Raw genomic sequence first — 21,818 nt, 5'->3', positions numbered from 1 at the left:
GTTTCTGCATCACAGGGATGCCATCAAGTCTTGATTAGAACTCGTACTTGAAGGTTGCCTGGATGGCCCACTGCGATTCGCCCTTGGCCTGGCGGACGTCCAGGTCCTCGACGTTGTTACGCACGCCGTAGACGTAGCGGCCCTGTGCATCCAGGCCGAGGTAGTCGACGAAGCTGCGTGCCTGCGCGCCGGCGGACTGGAAGCCCACTTCCTCGATACGGCCCCACTTCTTGTTCAGCAGGTTGCCGAAGTTGAGGATGTCGAGTGCGAAGCTGGCCTTGTGCTTCTTGAAGAAGCCCGGCAGTTCCTGGGTGATCTTCACGTCGAAGCTGTTGGTCCACGGCGAGAAGTCGCTGTTGCGGCCAACCACGCCGCCCTTGGCGTTGCGCAGCACTTCGTTGGCGTTGACGACTGCCCAGAAGCGCGCTTCGTTGCTCTTGTTGGTCGCGGTGTCGCCGAAGAACACGACTTCGCCCGAACCTTCGGCCGACGGGATGTACATCAGGTCGTTGCCGGCCAGGCCGTCACCGTTCAGGTCGTTGTTGATGGTCCAGCTGTACGGCTTGCCTTCGCGGCCTTCATAGAAGACGCCGAGGCGGGTGCGGTACTCGCCGAAGAAGCGCTTCTCCCACGACAGGCGGGCATTGATACGCTCTTTCACCAGGTACGACGAGTTGGCGGCGACTTCCTCGTTCGGGTTGAAGACCGAACGGCCCGACCAGCTCGAGTTCGAGGTCGACGAGGTCAGCGGCGACACTTCGCTTGCGTTGGTGTGGGTGTAGGCCACCGACCAGCCGAAGCCCTTGCGGGTCGGGCTCGTCAGCGAGAAGGTCACCAGCTGGGCGTCGCCCTTGCCGGTGCGCTGGGCCAGCAGCACGCGGTCGTAGCTCAGGTTCGACAAGGCCTTGGCGGTGTTCTGGCAACCGGTTGCCGCGCCTGCCGCGTTGTTGGTGAAGGTGTAGCAGTTCGCGCTCAGGCCGTTGGCGTTGTAGTACAGCTCACGGCCGTCCTTGCCGATACGGGTCGGCGCGCCGAGGTTCAGGTGCTGGTAGAAGATCGCATCCTTGTTCTCGGTCGCCAGCAGCTCGGCGCCGAACACCAGGCCGCCGACCGGCAGCTCATGCTCGAATGCCAGGTTGGCTTTCCAGATCGACGGCTGGCGCAGGCTCGGCGACAGGATGTCGACGTTGACTGCCGGGGTCGAGCCGGCCACGGTACGCTGGGCGTTCACGTCCGGGGTGAACAGGCCGTCGGTGTTCGGGCAGCGGGTCGCGCCCGAGCCCGAGCAGGTGATGCTGCGGGTGGCGACGCCCGGGTTCGAGAACGGGTTCGACATCCACACGGTCGCTGCCGCGCCCTGGAACAGGCCGACACCGCCGCGCAGCTGGGTCGGACGCGAAGCGTCGATCTTGTAGTTGAAGCCGACGCGCGGCTGCCACAGCTTGTTGCCGTCGAAGGTGCGGGTGTTGTCGACGTTGAAGCCGCCGGTCTGGCGGGTGAAGGTGGCGGCATTGCCGGCCACCGGCGCCAGGGCGACGTTGGCGTTGCGCAGCGGGTTGCCGTCGACGCCGGTCACGTCGACGCGCACGCCGGCGCTGACGGTCAGGTTCTTGTTGACGGTCCAGTTATCCTGCAGGAACAGGCCGGTGTTCTTCATCTTGAACTGGGCGATCGCGTTGCTCAGCGAACCACCCGGCACCGGCAGCTGCACGGTGTACGAGGTCGGACGGCCGCGCGAGAAGTTCTCGTAGATCGCAGCGTCGATCTGGGATGCGGTCGCAGTCGAGCAGTTGAGCGTGCCGGCAGCGCTCGTGCCAGGCACGTTCGCGTAGGTGAAGTTGTTGTCGCAGGCGAAGGTGTAGTTGCCGAACACGTTCTGCAGGAAGGCGTTGTACACCTTGTTCTGGGTGTAGTCCGCGCCGAACTTGAATTCGTGGTCGCCCCACAGGTAGTTGGCGCCGGCGTACACGTCCAGGGTCTTGGTGCCCAGCACGTTGTTGTGGCGGCTGGCTTCGGTACCGGTGTTCAGGAAGCGGTTGCCGGTGCGGGTGCCGCTCGGGGCATCCGACGGCAGCGGGCCGCTGAACTGGAACGACATGGTCGGCAGCTTGGCGTTGTTGATCGGCTGCGAGTCATAGTCGCGCTGCGAGATCTTGAATTCGGTCGAGAGGTTCTCGGTCCAGTCCGAGAACACCTGGCCGACCAGGGTTTCGATGGTCTTGTCCTGGTTGTAGAACTGCGAGCTCAGGGCGACGCCGCTCTGCGAGAAGCCCGGGAAGATCGGCTCGTTCTGCGAAGTCTTCGAGTAACGCAGGTTGGCGCGGTGGTTGTCGTTGATGTTCCAGTCGAACTTGATCATGCGCTCTTCCGACTTCATCTTCGTACCGGCCGGCACTTCGGTGCTGCCGATGTCGAAGCCGTAGCGGCTCTGCGCGATGTCCTTGATGCGGCTGATCTGGTTCGGGCTGATGCCGACGGTGGTGCCGGTGCCGCTGCCGATGGCGCCGAATTCCGGACCGCTGCGGCTGCTTTCGTAGTTTTCGGCCAGGGCGAAGAAGAACAGCTTGTCCTGGATCAGCGGGCCGCTGACCCACAGGCCCTTGGTGTTGTCCTTGAAGTCAGGCGCGTCGTTGTAGCTGTCGGTGGAGCGGTTGTAGCGCTTGCCGACCAGGCGGTCGTCGCGGGTCACGTAGTAGGCGCCGCCGTGGTACACGTTGGTACCCGACTTGGTGACGGCGTTGACATTGGCGCCGGTGTAGCCGCGCTGGGTCACGTCGTAGTTGGCGACGTTGACCTGCACCGAGGCGATGGCTTCCATCGAGATCGGCTGGCGGGCAGTCGGGCTGCCGTTGGCTTCCAGGCCGAAGGTGTCGTTCACGGCCACGCCGTCGATGGTCATCGAGTTGTAGCGCGAGTTCTGGCCGGCCACGGACATTTCGCCGCGGTCCTTGTCGGTCTGCGAGACGCGCGGATCGAGACGCGCGAAGTCCTGCAGGTTGCGGTTGATCGATGCCTGGGTTTCCAGGTCGGCGCGCGAGATCGCGGTGACCGAGCCCATCGACTGGTTCGAGAAGATTTCCGAGCGGGCAGCCGAACCGGTCACGGTGACGGTCTGCATCTGCTGGCCCAGGGTGGCGTCGATGGCGGCGGTTTCCGCCAGCTGGACGAACACGCCTTCGCGGCGCTCGGTGACGCCGTCCTTGGTGATGATGATCGTGTAAGGGCCGCCTACACGCAGGCCACGTGCAACGTAACGGCCTTCTGCGTCGGTCGTGACATTGCTGACAGAACCGGACTCGGTGTGAACAATCTGCACCTGGGCGCCGACTGCCGGATTGCCGTCAGCGGCCGAGATACGGCCACCGATGGCCGAGGTGGTGTTCTGCGCGAAGGCCGGCGTAGCAGCCAATGCAACCGACAAAGCCAGCGCCAGTTTGGTGAGCCGGATCTGTTGTTGAGTGATCATTGATAACCCCAAAAAGAACTAATAGTTATAACGGGCAGCCGACGGTTGCCCTCTCTTACAAGTACTGCAATCTCTTTTATTTGCTGCGTGGTGCGCCGGCGGTCCTGCCGGGTGGCGGCGGCAAGTCTAACGTGCAAGTATTTCAACGAAGTTACACCGCAGAGTTTCATCATGCGGATGCCCGTCTAACGGGAAATGCCTTTTGGAAATCAAACTCCAATATGCATGAGCGTTAACAAAGCGGCAAATTCGTTTTGGCTTCGACATTCATACGTTTGTCGTATAAATACGGGCCAGCACGTTGTTGATACGCCACAAACTCAGCGTGGTTCCCAGCAAAATGACAAGGCGGGATTATAAAGGCGGCATTCCTAGGCGAAATTTTTTTAAGAAAAATTTCGCTAAACCGAGGATGGAAGAGGATTTTTTGTAGCAGGAAGGCCACAAAAGATGAATATTTGCTAAGCGAGTATCAAGAAGTCACTCGCCCAGGGTGACGCAGAAGCGCTCCACGCAGGCCGTGTAGCGCTTCTGGAAAGCTTTACTTCACGGCTGCGCGCGTTTTCGCCAGGGCGGCGATCTTCGCCTCGAAGGCGGCGAAACGCTCATCCAGTTGGCGGGTCAAACGTTGTTTTTCTGCCACCGGAAGGAAGGCGTAGCGGATGCTGTTGTACGAGGTCCGCTTCATCTCCGCGTAGTCCGGCTTGTAGCGGCTGGCGAACAGCACGTACTCGTTCGACAGGGTGTGGCGGGTGACGCCGGCATCGTCGGTCGAGATCACGTAGGGCACGCCGTATTGCCGGTACAGGGTGATCGGATGGTTCGCGCCTTCGATGCCGCTGATGAAGGCGTTCGAGGTCAGGTTGATCTCGACCGGGATGTCGTCCTTGCGCATCTTGGCCAGGATGGCCGGGGCATTGCTCTCGTGCGCCAGGTCGAGGCCGTGGCCGATGCGGTCGGCGTTGGCGACCACCAGGGCCTGGTCGATGTGGAACTTCAGGCCTTCCGGCGGCACGTCGCCCAGCGCCAGCTCGCCGGCGTGCATGGCCACCTTCACTTCCGGGTAGCGCGACTTCAGGAAGCGGAACATCTTCATGTGCAGCGTGTAGTCGCGCATCGAGACCATGGTGCTTTCCTGGCCGACGATATTGACGCCCACGATCTTGTCGCTCATGGCCGCGGCCCGGAAGCCGGACACCATCGAGGAGAACACCTGCGACGGGTTCAGGAGGCGCAGCACGTAGGTCTGGTAGCGCATGGTGAAGCGCTCGTCGTCGATGCCCTCGGCCGACTCGTGGATTTTCGCGACGAAGTCCTCGGTCTGTTTCCGGAAGCCGGCATCCTGTTCCAGCACGGCCAGCCAGGCGCCCATCTGGGCCTCGAAGGCCCTGTCGTCGTGCGCATTGTTCCAGGCCTGGGCGTCGAAGTCCTTGTTCACCACGAACGGCGACATTTTGAACATGGTCTCGATGTAGCTGACGTTTTCCGCGATGGCGCGTTTCTTCAGCTCTTGCAGGCCTTCGCGGAAGTTCGCGTTCGACACCGGACCGAAGAAACCGAAGGTCTGGAAGAACAGGCGGTCCGGCGGCGGCTGGATCGCGCCGTGGTTGTAGAAGTCCTTGTTCGACCAGCGCTGCAGCAGCTCGCGGTAGGTGTAGTCGTCGGCGTAGACCTCGGCGGTCGACAGGCAGTTGCGCTCTTCCGCCGGCTTGGCGCGCTCGGCGGCCACCACTTCCTTCTTGGTCTCGATGCGGTAAGTGCGCTTGTCGACGCAGTAGCCCTGCTTGTCGAGGAAGTCGACGTACTGCTCGGCGTAGACCGAACCCGAATAATGGTGGTGCAGGTCGCCGCCCTTCGGCATCTGGGTGAAGAACAGGGTCAGCTCGGCGGTCTTCGGCTCGCCGGCGATCAGGCTCGCATAGTGGCGCGCGGTGGCGGCTTCGTTCGCCTTGGTGTTCGCTGCGGCCGGGCCCTTGGCCAGGGCCTGCGGGGCGCCGGCGACGGCCAGGGCGAGCAGGACGCTGCCGGTCAGTTGTTTGTACATGGGTGGTGCTTTCTCGTGCGGTGGACCGCGCAACTCTATACGGTTGAGTTAGCGTTGGCAATATCGTACGTAGGGTGGACGGCTTCGCCGTCCGCGCGTTCAGCAAGCAATGGAACATCCGCGCGGGCGGCAGTACTGAAGTTTGAACGCGCGGTCGGCAGAGCCGACCACCCTACGGACATCAAGCGGCGCGGGCGTGGACCTGCATGCCGGCCGAGTATGTCGCCCGGATGGTCCGGTCATCCCCCAGCAGCGCCAGCGCGAACAGCAGCTCTTCCAGCGAGTCCAGCTGCCGGGTCCTGCGCGCCAGCAGCGGCGTGCAGGTCGGATCGAGCACGACGAAGTCCGCTTCCGCCCCCGGCTGGAAATTGCCGATCGTGCCTTCCAGGCCCATGGCCCGGGCCGCGCCCAGCGTGGCCAGGTAGAACATGCGTTCCGCCGGTAGGTAGCTGCCTTTCAGGCGCGCCACCTTGTAGGCCTCGTTCATGGTCTGCAGCATCGAGAACGAGGTGCCGGCGCCGACGTCGGTGCCGAGCGAGAGCTGCGTGCGCGCGCTATCGGCCTTGTCGAAGTCGAACAGGCCGCTGCCGAGGAACAGGTTGGAGGTGGGGCACACCGCCGCCGCCGATCCGGTGGCCGTCATGCGCGCGAAGTCCTCGTCGTCCAGCCAGATGCAGTGGCCGAACAGGGCGCGCGGGCGCATCAGGCCGAAGCGCTCGTAGACGTCCAGGTAGCTGCGCGCCTGCGGATGCAGTTCGCCCACCCACTTGCACTCGTCCTTGTTCTCCGAGACGTGGGTCTGGATGAAGGTGTCCGGATAGGCCTGGGCCAGCTCGGCGGTGGCGCGCAGCTGGGCGTCGGTCGAGGTGGGAGCAAAGCGCGGGGTGATCGCATACAGCTGGCGGCCGCGCTTGTGCCACTTCTCGATCAGGTCCGCGCTGGTTCCCACGCTGCCCTCGAGGTCGCGCAGGAAGTCCGGGCAATGACGGTCCATCAGCACCTTGCCGGCCACCATGCGCAAGTTGCGCGCCTCGCTGGCGTCGAAAAAGGCGTCCACCGATTGCGGATGCACGGTGCAGTACACCACGGCCGTGGTGGTCCCGCAGCGCAGCAGCTCGTCGAGGAAGAATTCGGCGGTCGCGCGCGCGTGCGCCGGATCCTCGAAGCGGCGCTCGGTCGGGAAGGTGTAGGTCTCGAGCCAGGGCAGCAGGCCCGGGCTCGGCGAGGCGACCATGTCGGTCTGCGGGTAATGCAGGTGGGTGTCGATAAAGCCCGGGGTAATGAGCTGGCCGCGGTAATCGTGCGGGACCACGCCCGGCGGCAGGCTGCCGATCAGGGCCGCGTAATCGCCTGCCGCCTTGATGCGGCCGTCTTCGACGACCAGCAGGCCGTCCTCGTGCCAGGCGCGGGCCTCGCTGTCGAAAGCCGGGTCGCCGTGAAAATGCAGCAAGCTCGCACGGTAGGCTTGCACGTTCGTTTGTGCGATGGACATTAGTTAAATTCCGTTGAAACTTCTGAGTGGCGGGCGCAAGCTTCCCATACGGTCAGCAACTGAGCCGCCACGGAGGCTGCGATCACGGCCGGGGCCTTGCCCTCGATGCCGGGCAAGCCTATTGGGCAGACCATCGTGTCGAGGCGCGCGTCATCGATGCCGCGTTCGCGCAGGCGGTGCTCGAACTGGCGGCGCTTGGTGCTTGATCCGATCAGTCCGAACCAATCCCCTGCGCCGGGACGCGACAGTATCGCGTGTGTCAGCCGCAGGTCAAGTGCGTGGCTGTGGGTCATGACCAGGAAGCTGGTGCCGGGTGCTGCTTTTTCAACAAGCGTCTCGGGAGTGTCGGTCGCTTCGACCGTCACGTTGGCCGGGACCGCTGCCGGGAACAGGTCCTCGCGCTCGTCGATCCAGGTGACGCGGCAAGGCAGTTCGGCCAGCGCGCGCACGATGGCGGCGCCGACGTGGCCGGCCCCGAACAGCATCAGGTGGGCGCGCGGGGCAAGGACGGCATCAAGCAGCCAGAGGCGGTGGTCGGCGTCCTGGAAGATGTGGGTGCCGGCAGTGCGGTCGAATGCGGGAGCGTCGCCGCCAGCGAGCTGGCGTCCGCTGCCGTCGAACAGCGCCGTCGTAGGGTGGGCAGGTCTCCCGCCCACGCGTTCAGCTAACGATGAATTCTCGGCTGAGCTTCCGTCAGTTGAACGCGTGGGCGGCGAAGCCGCCCACCCTACGCACACCACGCGCCACGTATCTTCCCTGCGTCTTGCATTGAGCAGCGTGAGCTGTTCGGCATCGGCGAACTCAAAAGCCAGCCACGCAATCCCCCCACAGCACTGCCCCAGCTTCGGCCCCAGCGGAAACCGCTCGATATGCGCGTGACGAACGCCCTGCCCCAGCATCGCCCGTGCCATCTCCAGCGCCCGGTGTTCCAGGTGGCCGCCGCCGATGGTGCCGCGAAAGCCCCGCGCATCCACCAGCATGCGGGCGCCCGGCTCGCGGGGGACGGAGCCCTCGACGCGGGCGACCGTCACCAGCACCGCCGGTGCGTGCAGCTCCGTTGGCAGCCAATCGCTCATCAAGCGCTCGCCGCTTCGACGGCCGCCACCGCCTTCAGGATTTCCTCGCAGGTGGCCGGCGCGTTCAGCGGCGGATGTACCCGGTGTCCGCCGACGCTCGATACGGCGTCGCGGATCGCGAAGAACACCGAGAACGGCAGCAGCAGCGGCGGCTCGCCCACGGCCTTGGAGCGGTGGATGCTGTCCTCGACGTTGCGGTTCCTGAACAGGCGCACGCGGAAGTCTTCCGGGCAGTCGGAAACGCCGGGGATCTTGTAGGTCGAGGGCGCATGCGTCATCAACTTGCCCGCCGGGTTCCACCACAATTCCTCGGTGGTGAGCCAGCCCATGCCCTGGATGAAGGCGCCTTCGACCTGGCCGATGTCGATCGCCGGGTTGAGCGAGTTACCGGCGTCATACAAGGCGTCGGCGCGCAGCAGCTTCCATTCGCCGGTGAGCGTGTCCACCACCACTTCCGACACGGCGGCGCCGTAGGCGTAATAGGAGAACGGGTGGCCGTTCATGGTCTTCGGGTCCCAGTGCAGTCCGGGGGTGGCATAGAAGCCGTCGGACCACAGCTGCACCCGCGCCAGGTAGGCCTTGGCCACCACCTCGCCGAAGCGCAGGGCCTGGCCGGCCACGAACACGGTATCGTCGGCAAAGCGCACCTCCGCGGGGTCGCCGCCGAACTCCGCAGCGACAAAAGCGGCCAGCCGGTCGCGGATCTTGCGCGCGGCGTCCTGCGCGGCCTTGCCGTTCAGGTCCGCGCCGGTCGAGGCGGCGGTGGCCGAGGTGTTGGCGACCTTGCTGGTATTGGTGGCGGTGGCGCGCACGCGTCCCAGGTCCACGCCCAGTTCATGCGCCACCACCTGCATCACCTTGGTGTTGATGCCCTGCCCCATCTCGGTGCCGCCGTGGTTCACCAGGATCGAACCGTCCACGTAGACGTGCACCAGCGCGCCGGCCTGGTTCAGGTGGGTGACGTTGAAGGCGATGCCGAATTTCACCGGGGTGAGCGCGAGCCCCTTCTTGAGCACCGGGCTGGCGCGGTTGAACTCATCGATGTGCGCGCGGCGCGCGTGGTATTCGCTGGTCTGCTCCAGCTCGGCCACCAGCTCGTGGATGACGTTGTCGACGATGGCCTGGCCGTAGGGCGTGACGTTGCGCTCGCTCTTGCCGTAAAAGTTCAGGCGGCGGATGTCGAGCGGATCGCGGCCGAGATTGCGCGCGATCTCGTCGATCACGTACTCGATGGCGATCGCGCCCTGCGGCCCGCCGAAGCCGCGGAAGGCGGTGTTCGACTGGGTGTTGGTCTTGCCGCAGGCGGCGCGGATCTCGACGTCGGACAGGTAATAGGCGTTGTCGAAGTGGCAGACGGCGCGCGTCGCCACCGGGCCGGACAGATCGGCCGAGAAGCCGGCGCGCGTGACCATGTCGACTTTCGCGGCCAGGATGCGCCCTTCGCCGTCGTAGCCGACTTCATACTCGTAGTGGAAGCAGTGGCGCTTGCCGGTGACGAGCATGTCGTCGTCGCGGTCGGCGCGCAGCTTGACCGGACGGCGCGTGCGCGCGGCGGCAATGGCCGCGCTCGACGCCCACAGCGCCGACTGCGATTCCTTGCCGCCGAAGCCCCCGCCCATGCGGCGGCACTCGACCGTCACGTGGTGCGAGTGCAGGCCGAGCGCGTGCGCCACCACGTGCTGCATCTCGCTCGGGTGCTGGGTCGAGCAGTAGACGTGCATGCCCCGGTCTTCGCCCGGAATCGCGTAGGCGATCTGGCCCTCGAGGTAGAACTGTTCCTGGCCGCCGACGTAGAGCTCGCCCTTGACGCGGTGCGGCGCCGCCGCGAAGGCGGTTTGCGCATCGCCGCGCGCCAGGCGCATCGGCGGCAGTACATACGAGCGGGCCGCGCGCGCCTCCTGCGGCGTGAGGATCGCCGGCAGGTCTTCGTAGTCGATCCGCGCCAGCCTGGCGGCGCGGCGCGCATTGTCGTGGCTGTCGGCGACGACGATGAACACCGGCTGTCCCACGTACTGGACCAGGCCGTCGGCCAGGATCGGGTCGTCATGGATGATGGGGCCGCAGTCGTTCAGGCCCGGGATGTCCTGCGCGGTGAGCACCGCCACCACGCCGCGGCTGGCGCGTACCGGCTCCAGGTCGATGGCGAGGATGCGCGCATGGGCGCGGCCGGACAGGCCGAGCGCCGCATGCAGGGTGCCGGCGGTCTCGCGGATGTCGTCGGTATAGGTGGCCTGGCCGAGCACGTGCAGCACGGCCGATTCGTGCGGGCGCGCGCGCCCGACTTCGGTCCATTGCGCCGCGTCGATGATGGGGGTGCCTGCGTCGTTCATGTCGGTACTCCTCTCAAGCGGCCGCGAAGGCATTGACCGCGGCGGCCGGCAGCGGATTGTCGAGGCGGGTTTCGAGCCAGAAGCGGCGCAGCAGGTTTTGCGCGGCCAGCATGCGGTAGCTGCTGGAAGCGCGCATGTCGCTCAGCGGCGCGTAATCCTGGGCCAGCGCGTCCATGGCGGCGCGCAACGCGGCCTCGCTCCACGGCTGGCCGACCAGCAGCGCTTCGGCCTTCGCCGCACGCTTGGGCGTGGCTGCCATGCCCCCAAAAGCGATGCGGGCATCGGCCACCGTCTCGCCGTCGAGGCGTAGCGCGAAGGCCGCGCACACGGCCGAGATATCCTGGTCGAAGCGCTTGGCCAGTTTATAGGTGCGAAAGCGCAGGCCCTCGCTTGGCAGCGGCACGCGCAGGCCCTGCACGAATTCGCCCGGCTGCAGGTCTTTCTGCTGGTAGCCGAGATAAAAATCTTCCAGCGCCAGCACCCGCTCGCCCGCGGTGCCGCGCAGCACCACCTGGGCGCCCAGGGCGATCAGCCAGGGCATCGAGTCGCCGATCGGCGAGCCGTTGGCGACGTTGCCGCCCAGCGTGCCGGCGTTGCGGATCGGGAGCGAGGCGAAGCGCTGCCACATCCCGGTCAGTTCAGCAGAATAGTGACGGCAGACGGCCGCGTAGGCATCGTCCAGGCTCACGCCGGCGCCGATCTCCAGGGTGTCGCCGGATTCGGTCAGTGTCTTGAGTTCGTCCACCTGGCCGAGATAGAGGATGTCGTTCAGCTCGCGCATGTGCTTGGTGACCCAGAGGCCGACGTCGGTCGAGCCGGCCAGCATCAGGGCCTGCGGGAATTCGCTGCGCAGGCGAACCAGTTCGGCGAGCGTGCGCGGGATGTGGAAGCGCCCGCCGCGCGCCGCGTAGGTGAAGCCGTGGGTGCGCTCTAGCTGCCGCAGGCGCTCGGCCAGCGCGGCGCGGTCAAACGCGGCTGGCGGCAGCTCGACCATGCGGCGGGCCGCCTCGATGATCGGGCGGTAGCCGGTGCAGCGGCACAGGTTGCCGGAGAGCGCATCGTCGATCTGGCAGCGCGAGGGCGCACGGCTGGAAGGCCCGTGGCCGGAAAGCCCATGGCTTTCCTGTTTCAGGTACATGCCCCACAGCGACATCGCGAAGCCGGGCGTGCAGAAGCCGCACTGCGAACCGTGGCACTCGACCAGGGCCTGCTGTACCGGATGCAGGCTGCCGTCCGGCCCTTGCAGGTCTTCCACCGTAAACAGGGCCTTGCCGTCGAGCGTGGGGGTGAACTGGATGCAGGAGTTGACCGCCTTGAGCTGCACTTCGCCGTCTTCGAGCGAGCCGATCACCACGGTGCAGGCGCCGCAATCGCCCTCGGCGCAGCCTTCCTTGGTGCCGGTGCAATGCAGGTCCTCGCGCAGGTGCTGCAGGATGGTCTGCGTCGGCTGCGCGTCACGTACTTCCTGGACGGCGCCGCGGTAATAAAAGCGGATCGGCTCTGACATTCTGTTCTCTCGTGGCTGCAAAAGCGGCAAGGGGCGGAAGACTACCACCCGGAGGCATCCCACTTATAAGATAACCTATATATCACTTATCAATATATTTGCATATCTTATGCATCGTGCCGCCCTGTCATTGTAGGAAAGGATGGACGGTTTTCCAGTGATTGGCGATATCGATGCGGCGCGTGATCCAGACGCCCTCGTGGCCCTGGACGTAGTCGAGGAAGCGCGCCAGCGCCGCGGCCCGTGCCGGCCGCCCGACCAGCCGGCAATGCAGGCCGATCGACAGCATCTTGGGCCGGTTCAGGCCATCCGGATCGCCTTCCGCGTACAGCACGTCGAAGGCATCCTTCAGGTAGTCGAAGAACTGGGTGCCCGAATTGAAGCCCTGCAGGGCGGCGAAGCGCATGTCGTTGGTGTCGAGCGTGTACGGCACCACCAGGTGCGGCAGCCGCCGGCCGTCGCTGGTGTCGACCAGCTGCCAGAACGGCAGGTCGTCGCCGTAATGGTCGGCGTCGTAGGCGAAGCCGCCGTGCTCGACCACCAGCCGGCGCGTGTTGGGCGAGTCGCGCCCGGTGTACCAGCCGAGCGGCGCCTGTCCGGTGAGTTCGCGCATGATCCGCACCGCTTCCAGCATGTGGGCGCGCTCCGTCGCCTCGTCGACATTCTGGTAGGAGATCCAGCGCAGCCCGTGGCAGGCGATCTCGTGGCCCAGCTCGCGGAAGGCAGCGAGCGCCTCGGGGTTGCGCTCGAGCGCCATCGCCACGGCGAAGACCGTCAGCGGCAGCCTGCGTTCCTCGAACAGGCGCAGGATCCGCCACAGGCCGGCGCGCGAACCGTATTCGTAGAGCGACTCCATGCTCATGTGGCGCATCGGGAAGGCCTGCGCCCCGATGATCTCGGACAGGAAGGTCTCGGAGGCCTGGTCGCCGTGCAGCACGCAGTTCTCGCCGCCCTCCTCGTAGTTCAGGACGAACTGCAGGGCCACGCGCGCGCCGCCGGGCCAGCGCGGATGCGGCGGATTGCGGCCGTAGCCGACCAGGTCGCGCGGATAGTTCGGGTTGGTGTCCATGGGCTCGGAAATAGACAGGTATATCGGCGATCATATATTGCAGGAAGCACAACGGTATATGATTGCCCGCATACTTCCACTCATTGCGCCGATATGGGAAAACTCTCCACCCACGTCCTCGATACCGCCCATGGCCGCCCCGGCGCGGGCGTCAAGCTCGATCTGTACCGCCTGGATCCGGACGCCCGCACCCTGCTCAAGACCGAGTTCACCAACAGCGACGGCCGCTGCGCCGCACCGCTGCTGGAAGGCGAGCTGCTGCGGCCCGGCCAGTACGAACTGGTCTTCCATGCGGGCGACTACTTCGCGGCCCAGGGCGTGCAACTGCCCGCGCCGCGCTTCCTCGACCGCATCACGATCGCCTTCGGCGTCCATGACGGCACCCAGAACTACCACGTGCCGCTGGTGCTGACGCCGTGGTCGTACTCGACCTACCGGGGCAGCTGAGGCTTGTTCCGGACGCGGCCGGCGCCTGAAACTTGCTATGCTGGCGCTCATCGCGTCGGGAGAGCCCATGGCATTGCACATAGTTCATTTCATCGGACCGATCAACCACCATTCCGCCAGCAGCATCCGCAACAATTGCTTGCAGGCGCTGCAGAACGGCGCGACCGAGATCGAACTGCACATGTCCAGCGAAGGCGGCAACATGACGGCCGGCTTCGCCCTGTATTTCTTCCTGAAGTCGCTGCCGGTGCCGCTCACCACCCACAACATCGGCAGCGTGGAATCGGTGGCCGTTGTCATCTTCCTGGCCGGGCAAAAGCGCTACGCCTGCCCCGGCACGCGCTTCCTGATCCACCCGCTGCACTGGGGCTTCGGCAGCCTGGTCGCGGCCGACCATTCGCGCGTCTCCGAATGGCGCGACTGCCTCGATTTCGACGCCGAACGCTACGCCAGCATCTTCCTCGAAGCCACCGCCGCCGCCGGCTGCCCCACCGACATCCGCAGCAACCTGACCGGCAATGCCCGCATCTTCGATGCCGACGGGGCGCTCAAGGCCGGCATCGTCCACGACGCCGTGCAGGCACAGCTGCCGGCAGCCGGGTCGACTTGCCATTGGTGGAATTGAGGCAAGGCCTGCGCTGCCCCCATTCGCGTCAATACGCACCCTTGTCACCTGAGCCATACTGATTGTCGACTCGACCACAAGGATTGTCGGCCCGGCCACGAAACGCCGCGTGACAGCCTGCCTACGTGGCGTGCGCGCATCTCCCGGGGCACGGCACGCTTTACAAAGTTGATGCCTGTAGGCATCATCCAGTGAATCCCCCGGGTAATACTCCGTCCTTTCAGCCCTTCTTCTATGGCAGCAGTCCTTCCCAACACGATCACCGGTGCGCCCCTCTCGGGACTGGCGCGGGCGCTCGTGCAGGCCAGCCAGCTGAGCCCGGGACAGGCGGACATGCTGCACAAGAAGGCCGCCGCCGACAAGACCCCCTTCATCGATGCCCTGCTCGACAGCGGCATCATCGAGTCCGGCGCCCTGGCCAGCTTCTGCGCCGAGACCTTCGGCTACCCGCTGCTCGACCTGAGCTGCTTCGCGCTCGAGGCCTTCCCGGTGGCCGCCATCGACGCCAAGCTGATGCAGGCGCAGCGCGTCGTCGCGCTGGCCAAGCGCGGCAACAAGATGTCGGTGGCGCTGTCCGACCCGACCAATATCCAGGCCCTAGACCAGATCAAGTTCCAGAGCGAGGCCTCGGTGGAGCCGGTGATCGTGGCCCACGACGTCCTGCTCAAGCTGCTGGACAAGCTGGCCAAGAGCGCCGAAGCCACGCTGAACGAACTGGTCGGCGACGACGCCGACATCGAATTCGCCGAGGAAGACGCGCAGCCGGTGGCGCCGCCCGACGCCAGCAGCGACGTCGAGGACGCGCCGATCGTGCGCTTCCTGAACAAGATCCTGATGGACGCGGTGCAGATGGGCGCCTCCGACATCCACTTCGAGCCCTACGAGAAGTACTACCGCATCCGCATGCGCGTGGACGGCGTGCTGCGCGACCACGCCAATCCGCCGCTGTCGATCCGCGACAAGCTGGTCTCGCGCATCAAGGTGCTGGCCAAGCTCGACATCTCGGAAAAGCGCGTGCCGCAGGACGGCCGCATGCGCCTGATCGTCGGCCCGACCCGCACCATCGACTTCCGCGTCAGCACGCTGCCCACGCTGTTCGGCGAAAAGACCGTCATGCGTATCCTCGACGCCACCCAGGCGCAGATGGGCATCGACGCGCTCGGCTACGATCCCGAGCAGAAGGCGCTGCTGCTGGACGCCATCTCGCGCCCCTACGGCATGGTGCTGGTCACCGGCCCGACCGGCTCCGGCAAGACGGTGTCGCTGTACACCTGCCTGAACCTGCTGAACAAGCCCGGCATCAACATCTCGACCGCCGAAGACCCGGCCGAGATCAACCTGCCCGGCGTAAACCAGGTGAACGTCAACGACAAGGCCGGCCTGACCTTCCCGGTGGCGCTGAAGTCTTTCCTGCGCCAGGATCCGGACATTATCATGGTCGGCGAGATCCGCGACCTGGAAACCGCCGACATCGCGATCAAGGCCGCCCAGACCGGCCACATGGTGTTCTCGACCCTGCACACCAACGACGCGCCCTCGACCCTGACCCGCCTGATGAACATGGGCGTGGCGCCTTTCAACATCGCTTCCTCGGTGATCCTGATCACGGCGCAGCGCCTGGCGCGCCGCCTGTGCGGCTGCAAGCAGCCGCTCGAGACCTCGCGCGAGGTGCTGGTGGCGGCCGGCTACCGCGACAGCGACCTGGAAGGCGGCTGGAAGCCCTACGGCCCGGTGGGCTGCGACCGCTGCCTCGGCTCCGGCTACAAGGGCCGGGTCGGCATCTACCAGATCATGCCGATCACGCCGAGCATCGAGGCCCTGATCCTGGGGCACGGCAATGCGATGCAGATCGCCGAGCAGGCCGAGAAGGAAGGCGTGAACTCGCTGCGCCGCTCCGGCCTGATGAAGGTAAAACAAGGACTCACGAGTCTCGAAGAAGTGCTCGGCTGCACCAACGAATAGGCGACAAGGACATATGGCTACCTCCCTACAACCCCGGAGCCGCGCGGTAGCGCAGGTCAAGGAAGCGGTCTACGCCTGGGAAGGCAAGGACAAGACCGGCAAGACCGTGCGCGGCGAACTGCGCGCCGGCGGCGAGGCGATCGTCAACGTCACCCTGCGCCGCCAGGGCATCCTGGTCACCAAGGTCAAGAAGAAGGCCTACCGCAGCGGACGCAAGATCACCGACAAGGACCTGACCCTGTTCACGCGCCAGCTGGCCACCATGATGAAGGCCGGCGTGCCGCTGCTGCAGGCCTTCGACATCGTCGGCAAGGGCCACGGCAACCCGTCCATGTCCAAGCTGATCATGGACCTGCGCAACGACGTCGAGACCGGCACCAGCCTGAACAACGCCTTCCGCAAGTACCCGGTCTACTTCGACCCGCTGTTCTGCAACCTGGTGGGCGTCGGCGAACAGGCCGGCATCCTGGAAGACCTCTTGACCCGCCTGGCGATCTACAAGGAAAAGACGCTGGCCATCAAGGGCAAGATCAAGTCGGCCTTGATGTACCCGATCTCGATCATCGCGATCGCCTTCATCGTCACCGCGATCATCATGATCTGGGTGGTCCCGGCCTTCAAGGAAGTGTTCAAGACCTTCGGCGCCGACCTGCCCGCCCCGACCCTGATCGTGATGGGCATCTCGGACTTCGTGGTGGAATGGTGGTGGCTGATCTTCGGCGGACTGTTCGCCGGCCTGTACTTCTTCTTCCAGGCCTGGAAGCGCTCGCGCAAGATGCAGCAGGCGATGGACCGCATCCTGCTGCGCCTGCCGATCTTCGGCGCCGTGATCCGCAAGGCCACCATCGCGCGCTGGACCCGCACCCTGTCGACCATGTTCGCGGCCGGCGTGCCGCTGGTCGAAGCGCTCGACTCGGTGGGCGGCGCCTCCGGCAACGACGTCTACCTGGAAGCGACCAAGAAGATCCAGACCGAGGTCAGCACCGGCACCAGCCTGACCATCTCGATGCAGAACGCCAACGTGTTCCCGAACATGGTGATCCAGATGGTGCAGATCGGCGAGGAATCCGGTTCGCTTGACGCCATGCTGGGCAAGGTGGCGGACTTCTTCGAAGAGGAAGTCGATGAGGCGGTGGCGGCCTTGTCGTCGCTGATGGAGCCCTTGATCATGGTGATCCTGGGCGTGTTGATTGGCGGGCTGGTGATTGCGATGTATATGCCGATCTTTAAGCTGGGGTCGGTGGTCTGATCCAGCGGACTGTAGGTTCTCAGAAAACTTCGCAGTTTCTCAGAAAACTTCGCAGTGAATTCGCAGTATTCTCATATAGTTCGCAGTAGTTGTACTTGGACGTGACAAAGACTACTGTACTGGCGAAATACTGCGAAGTGGCCGTGCAGCGTTAGCAGCGTGCTCACTAGCGGCCTCCAGCAGTGTGGGCCTCGCCCTGCAGCAGCACAAGCGCGCCGTTCATGAGCAGGGCCAGCGACACCAGCACAATACCCAGCGCGATGCCCTGCGCGAACTCGCCCTTGCTGGTTTCCAGCGCGATCGCGGTGGTGATGGTGCGCGTCTGCCCTTCGATGTTCCCGCCCACCATCAGCGCAGCCGACTTCCGAGATCACGCGGCCGAAGCCGCTGATGACAGCGGCCATTACGCCGTAGCGCGCCTTGTGCAGCACCGTGATCATAACGCGCAGGCGGGACGCGCCCAAGGCGATAGCGGTCTCGGCATAGCGCGGGGCGGCCGCCTGCACCGCCGCCAGCGTGAAAGCCAGCAGCACCGGCAGCCCGATCACCATCTGGCCCAGGATCACGCTTTCCTAAGTGAACAGTCATTCGAGCCCGCCGATCGGGCCGCGCCGCGACAGCAGCAGGTAGAGCAGCAGTCCGATCAGCACGGTGGGAAGCGACAGCGCGGCCTGGGCCAACCAGATGGCGATGCGCCGTCCAGGGAAGCGGTGCATGGCGATGACGTAGCCCAGGAACACCGCCGGCGGGGCTGCCAACAGCAGCCCCAGGATGCTGGTCTTGACCGACACCCAGACGATGCGCCATAGCGCCTCGTCGCCGCTGAACAGCAGCGCGAAAGCGTGCGCAATTGCCGTCAACAAGGATAGTAGTCCAGCCGTGGGGCGGGTATTGGCATTAATACGTCGAGATCGAACACCAGACGCTCGTGCCCGGCCAGCAGCAGGAAGTGCTTGCCTGAGCAGCGCGCCAGCAGCGACATGCCGACCCGTTCGGCCACCATGTGGCCCATCTGGGTGGTGCCGGAACGCGACAGCAGGAAGGGAATGCCCATCTGGGCGCCCTTGATCACCATCTCGGAGGTCAGGCGCCCGGTAGTATAGAACACCTTGTCCCCACCCTCCATGCCGTCGAGCCACATCAGGCCGGCAATGGCATCCACCGCGTTGTGGCGGCCGACGTCCTCGACGAAGTACAGCAGCTTGCCGGCGTTCGAGAACAGCGCGCAGCCGTGCACCGAGCCGGCCTGCTTGTAGACCGACTGCTGGGTGCGGATGGTCTCGACGATGCGGTACACAACCGACTGCGGCAGGCGCGCGTCCTCCGGCAGCGTGATTCTATCGACCTCGTCCATCAGCCCGCCGAACACCGAGCCCTGCCCGCAGCCGGTGGTGACGACCTTCTTCGCGGTGCGCTCCTCGACGTCTGCGATGCCGTTGCGGGTGACCACGGCCACCGCATCGACCGACCAGTCGACCTGGATCGAGACGATGTCCTCGAGCGAGCGCACCAAGCGCTGGTTGCGGAGGTAGCCGAGGGTCAGCGCCTCGGGTGCGCCGCCCAGGGTCATCAAGGTGACGATCTCGCGCGTGTCGACGTAGACGGTGAGCGGCCGCTCGGCTGGGATGTGGATCGTCGAGTGCCGGCCGCGTTCGTCCACAGCCGTGACTTCGTGCGTCAGGCTGGCATGCGCCTCTGACAAGACGGGCAGATAGTCGGCAGACTCCGAGATACAACGATTCATGCTGTCACTTGAACCTTGCGGGCCAGAATCTGGCCACCGCCGTAGCTGCTCTGCGGAGTCACCTCACCGCCAGGCGTAACCTTGATGGCGCAATACTTGAACTCGGGGATCTTGCCAAAAGGATCAAGCGCCGCGTTAGTGAGGCGGTTGATCGCCGCCTCGTAGTAGCAGAACGGTACAAAAATCGCTCCCACCGGAGAACTGTCGTCAGCCCGCGCATACAGGACGACTTCACCTCGGCGCGAGGCGATTGTGATGGGCTGGCCGGGTGTGATTCCCATCCGCTTGAGGTCGAGTGGGTGCACCAGCGCTACCGGGTCAGGCTCAATTGCATCCAGCACCGTCGCGCGCCGCGTCATGCTGCCGGTATGCCAGTGCTCAAGCTGGCGCCCGGTGATCAGGACCATAGGGTAGTCGCTGTCCGGGCGCTCGTCGGCCGGGATGATGTCGGCGGGGACGAAACGCGCCCTTCCGCCTTCCCGCGGGAACAGCTCGGTGAACACAACCGGTTGACCGACGTCGCCTTCGTTGAAGCACGGATATACCACTGCTCCATTGCGCTCCAGGCGCTCCCACGTGATTCCGCCGATGCTTTCCATTGTGCTGCGCATTTCGTCAAACACTTCCGAGACATGGCCGTAGTCCCAGCTTAAGCCGAGCTGCCTGGCCATTTGCTGGATGATCCACAGGTCCTGTTTCGCCTCACCCGGCGGATCGATCGCCTGACGGCCCATCTGGACCAGGCGGTCGGTATTGGTGAAGGTGCCGGTCTTTTCCGGGAAGGCGGAAGCCGGCAGGATCACGTCGGCCAGGTAGGCCGTCTCGGTCAGGAAGATATCCTGTACCACCAGGTGCTCCAGTGCGGCCAGCGCAGCGCGCGCATGGTTAGCGTCGGGGTCAGACATGGCCGGATTCTCGCCCATGATGTACATGCCGCGGATCTGCCCGGCGTCGATGGCATCCATGATCTCGACCACGGTCAAACCTGGCTTTGGGTCGAGCGTGGCGCCCCAAGCCTGTTCGAATTTCGCGCGTACAGCTGGGTTATCGACCCGCTGGTAATCTGGCAGCATCATCGGAATCAGGCCGGCGTCCGAGGCGCCCTGCACGTTGTTCTGGCCGCGCAGCGGATGGAGGCCGGTGCCAGGTCGTCCGATCTGGCCGGTCATCAAAGCGAGGGCGATCAGGCAGCGGGCATTGTCGGTGCCGTGCACGTGCTGCGACACGCCCATGCCCCATAGAATCATTGAACCGTTTGACGTTGCATACAACCGCGCCACGTAGCGAATGGTCTCGGCATCGATCCCGCAGATCGGCGACATCGCTTCCGGGCTGTAATCGGCAACGTTCGCCTCCAGGTCGGCGTAACCGACCGTGCGGCTGGCGATGAAGTCGGCATCGACCAGTTTCTCGCTGACGATCACATGCATCATTGCATTGAGCAGCGCAACGTCGGTGTCGGGCTTGAACTGCAGATAGCGGTGCGCATGCCGCGCCAGCTCGGAGCGGCGCGGATCGAGCACGATCAGCTTCGCCCCGGTCTTGACCGCGTTCTTGATCCAGGTTGCCCCAACCGGGTGGTTGACGGTCGGGTTCGCGCCAATGACGACGATCACCTCGGCGCGCGTGACGTCCATCACCGGGTTTGACACCGCACCGGAGCCGATTCCCTCCAGCAGCGCCGACACTGAGGAGGCATGACACAGACGGGTGCAGTGATCAACGTTGTTGGTGCCGAAGCCGGTACGCACCAGCTTCTGGAACAGATAAGCCTCCTCGTTGCTGCCCTTGGCCGAGCCGAAGCCTGCCAGGGCGGCCCCACCGTGCTGGTCGCGGAGTTGCGCGAGCTTGCCACCGGCCAGTTCCAGGGCTTCTTCCCAGCTCGCCTCGCGAAACACCTCGAGCACCCGGTCCGGGTCCATCGCGAAGTCGCCGGTCTTTGGTACGCCCTCACGGCGGATCAGCGGCTTTGTAAGGCGGTGCGGGTGGTGCGCATAGTCGAAACCGTAGCGACCTTTCACGCACAGGCGCCCCAGGTTGGCCGGGCCATTGCGGCCCTCGACGTAGAGGATCTTGTTGTCCTTGACGTTATAGGTGAGCTGGCAGCCGACGCCACAGTAGGGACAGACCGAGTCGACTTGCTTGTCTGGGATGTTAAGAGCCACCTCGCGCGCTGGCATCAAAGCGCCGGTCGGGCATGCTTGTACGCACTCCCCGCAGGCCACACAGGTGGAGGCGCCCATCGGATCGTCCTGGTCGAACACGATCTTCGCCTCCTGCCCACGGAAGGCCAGGCCGATCACGTCGTTCACCTGTTCGTCACGACAAGCGCGTACGCAGCGCGTGCACTGGATGCAAGCGTCGAGGTTGACGGTGATCGCGGCGTGGGTGGCATCTACCGTAGGCTGCAGACGAGTCGGCGCGAAACGCGATTTGCCGAGTCCAAGCCTTCCTGCCCAGAGATCGACCTCATTCTTGCGGGTATACACTGCCTCAGGCATGTCGGCCAGCAACAACTCCAGCACCATCTTTTGCGCCGCAATCGCGCGTGGACTGTTGGTCGCGACCTTCATGCCCACCGTCGGGTTGCGGCAGCACGAGGGGGCGAGCACGCGCTCGCCGGCGATCTCGACCATGCAGGAGCGGCAGTTGCCGACGGCCTCCATGCCCTCCTTGTAGCACAGGTGTGGAATCTCGATGCCTTCGCGCTGCGCGACCTCGATCAGGGTCTCATGGGGCAATGCGTCGACTGCATGGCCGTTGATTTCGAACGTGATCGTACGAATAGGTGCATTCATGATTTCACC

General features: G+C 64.9%; 13 protein-coding genes and 1 pseudogene. 4 read left to right on the top strand and 10 right to left on the bottom strand.

Going from position 1 to position 21,818, the window contains the following annotated elements; translation table 11 throughout:
- Positions 1-34 precede the first annotated feature (34 nt).
- From MasN3_RS06605 to puuE, 7 genes are all read right to left on the bottom strand, one after another.
- The gene (locus tag MasN3_RS06605) at positions 35-3,466 is read right to left on the bottom strand and encodes a TonB-dependent receptor (RefSeq protein ID WP_281913139.1); all 3,432 of its coding nucleotides are present in this window, start codon (positions 3,464-3,466) and stop codon (positions 35-37) included.
- Between the two features lie 541 nt (positions 3,467-4,007).
- A complete protein-coding gene (locus tag MasN3_RS06600; protein WP_281913138.1) occupies positions 4,008-5,510 on the bottom strand; it encodes an adenosine deaminase in 1,503 nt (500 codons plus the stop codon).
- 181 nt (positions 5,511-5,691) lie between these two features.
- Positions 5,692-7,002 (bottom strand): guanine deaminase, encoded by a 1,311-nt coding sequence (guaD, locus tag MasN3_RS06595; protein WP_281913137.1) that lies wholly within the window; start codon positions 7,000-7,002, stop codon positions 5,692-5,694.
- A complete protein-coding gene (xdhC, locus tag MasN3_RS06590; RefSeq protein ID WP_281913136.1) occupies positions 7,002-8,078 on the bottom strand; it encodes a xanthine dehydrogenase accessory protein XdhC in 1,077 nt (358 codons plus the stop codon). The genes guaD and xdhC overlap by 1 nt, the downstream gene beginning before the upstream one ends.
- Entirely contained in the window at positions 8,078-10,408 is a 2,331-nt protein-coding gene (gene xdhB / locus MasN3_RS06585; RefSeq protein WP_281913135.1) for a xanthine dehydrogenase molybdopterin binding subunit, read from the bottom strand. Before xdhB ends, xdhC begins: the two co-directional genes overlap by 1 nt.
- Before the next feature lie 13 nt (positions 10,409-10,421).
- The gene (gene xdhA / locus MasN3_RS06580; RefSeq protein WP_281913134.1) at positions 10,422-11,915 is read right to left on the bottom strand and encodes a xanthine dehydrogenase small subunit; all 1,494 of its coding nucleotides are present in this window, start codon (positions 11,913-11,915) and stop codon (positions 10,422-10,424) included.
- Between the two features lie 127 nt (positions 11,916-12,042).
- A complete protein-coding gene (gene puuE, locus MasN3_RS06575) occupies positions 12,043-12,984 on the bottom strand; it encodes an allantoinase PuuE (protein WP_281913132.1) in 942 nt (313 codons plus the stop codon).
- 93 nt (positions 12,985-13,077) lie between these two features.
- On the opposite strand from puuE, the gene uraH reads away from it, so the two are divergent.
- The 4 genes from uraH to MasN3_RS06555 all read left to right on the top strand — a co-directional run bounded on the left by uraH (position 13,078) and on the right by MasN3_RS06555 (position 17,267).
- Positions 13,078-13,431, top strand: a complete 354-nt coding sequence (uraH, locus tag MasN3_RS06570; protein ID WP_281913131.1) for a hydroxyisourate hydrolase — start codon at positions 13,078-13,080, stop codon at positions 13,429-13,431.
- A 67-nt stretch (positions 13,432-13,498) separates the two neighbouring features.
- Positions 13,499-14,056: a ClpP family protease gene (locus MasN3_RS06565; RefSeq protein WP_281913130.1), complete on the top strand. Its 558-nt coding sequence runs from the start codon at positions 13,499-13,501 to the stop codon at positions 14,054-14,056.
- Between the two features lie 234 nt (positions 14,057-14,290).
- Positions 14,291-16,018 carry a type IV-A pilus assembly ATPase PilB gene (gene pilB, locus MasN3_RS06560; RefSeq protein ID WP_281913129.1) on the top strand — a complete coding sequence of 576 codons (1,728 nt, stop codon included), beginning with the start codon at positions 14,291-14,293 and terminating at the stop codon, positions 16,016-16,018.
- 13 nt (positions 16,019-16,031) lie between these two features.
- The gene (locus tag MasN3_RS06555) at positions 16,032-17,267 is read left to right on the top strand and encodes a type II secretion system F family protein (RefSeq protein ID WP_281913127.1); all 1,236 of its coding nucleotides are present in this window, start codon (positions 16,032-16,034) and stop codon (positions 17,265-17,267) included.
- Between the two features lie 166 nt (positions 17,268-17,433).
- Here the strand turns inward: MasN3_RS06555 and MasN3_RS06550 are convergent.
- The 3 genes and pseudogenes from MasN3_RS06550 to fdhF form a co-directional block, all read right to left on the bottom strand.
- Positions 17,434-18,169: pseudogene (locus MasN3_RS06550) on the bottom strand (ABC transporter permease).
- On the bottom strand, positions 18,124-19,011 hold the full coding sequence (locus MasN3_RS06545; RefSeq protein ID WP_281913126.1) for a formate dehydrogenase accessory sulfurtransferase FdhD: 888 nt from the start codon (positions 19,009-19,011) through the stop codon (positions 18,124-18,126). The pseudogene MasN3_RS06550 and the gene MasN3_RS06545 overlap by 46 nt, the downstream one beginning before the upstream one ends.
- Positions 19,008-21,809 (bottom strand): formate dehydrogenase subunit alpha, encoded by a 2,802-nt coding sequence (gene fdhF / locus MasN3_RS06540; protein ID WP_281913125.1) that lies wholly within the window; start codon positions 21,807-21,809, stop codon positions 19,008-19,010. The genes MasN3_RS06545 and fdhF overlap by 4 nt, the downstream gene beginning before the upstream one ends.
- Positions 21,810-21,818 lie beyond the last annotated feature (9 nt).

Source organism: Massilia varians (assembly GCF_027923905.1).
GTDB classification, from domain to species: domain Bacteria; phylum Pseudomonadota; class Gammaproteobacteria; order Burkholderiales; family Burkholderiaceae_D; genus Telluria; species Telluria varians_B.
The sequence above is the reverse complement of the archived record's forward strand: the minus strand, read 5'-3'. Positions and strand labels throughout refer to the sequence as shown.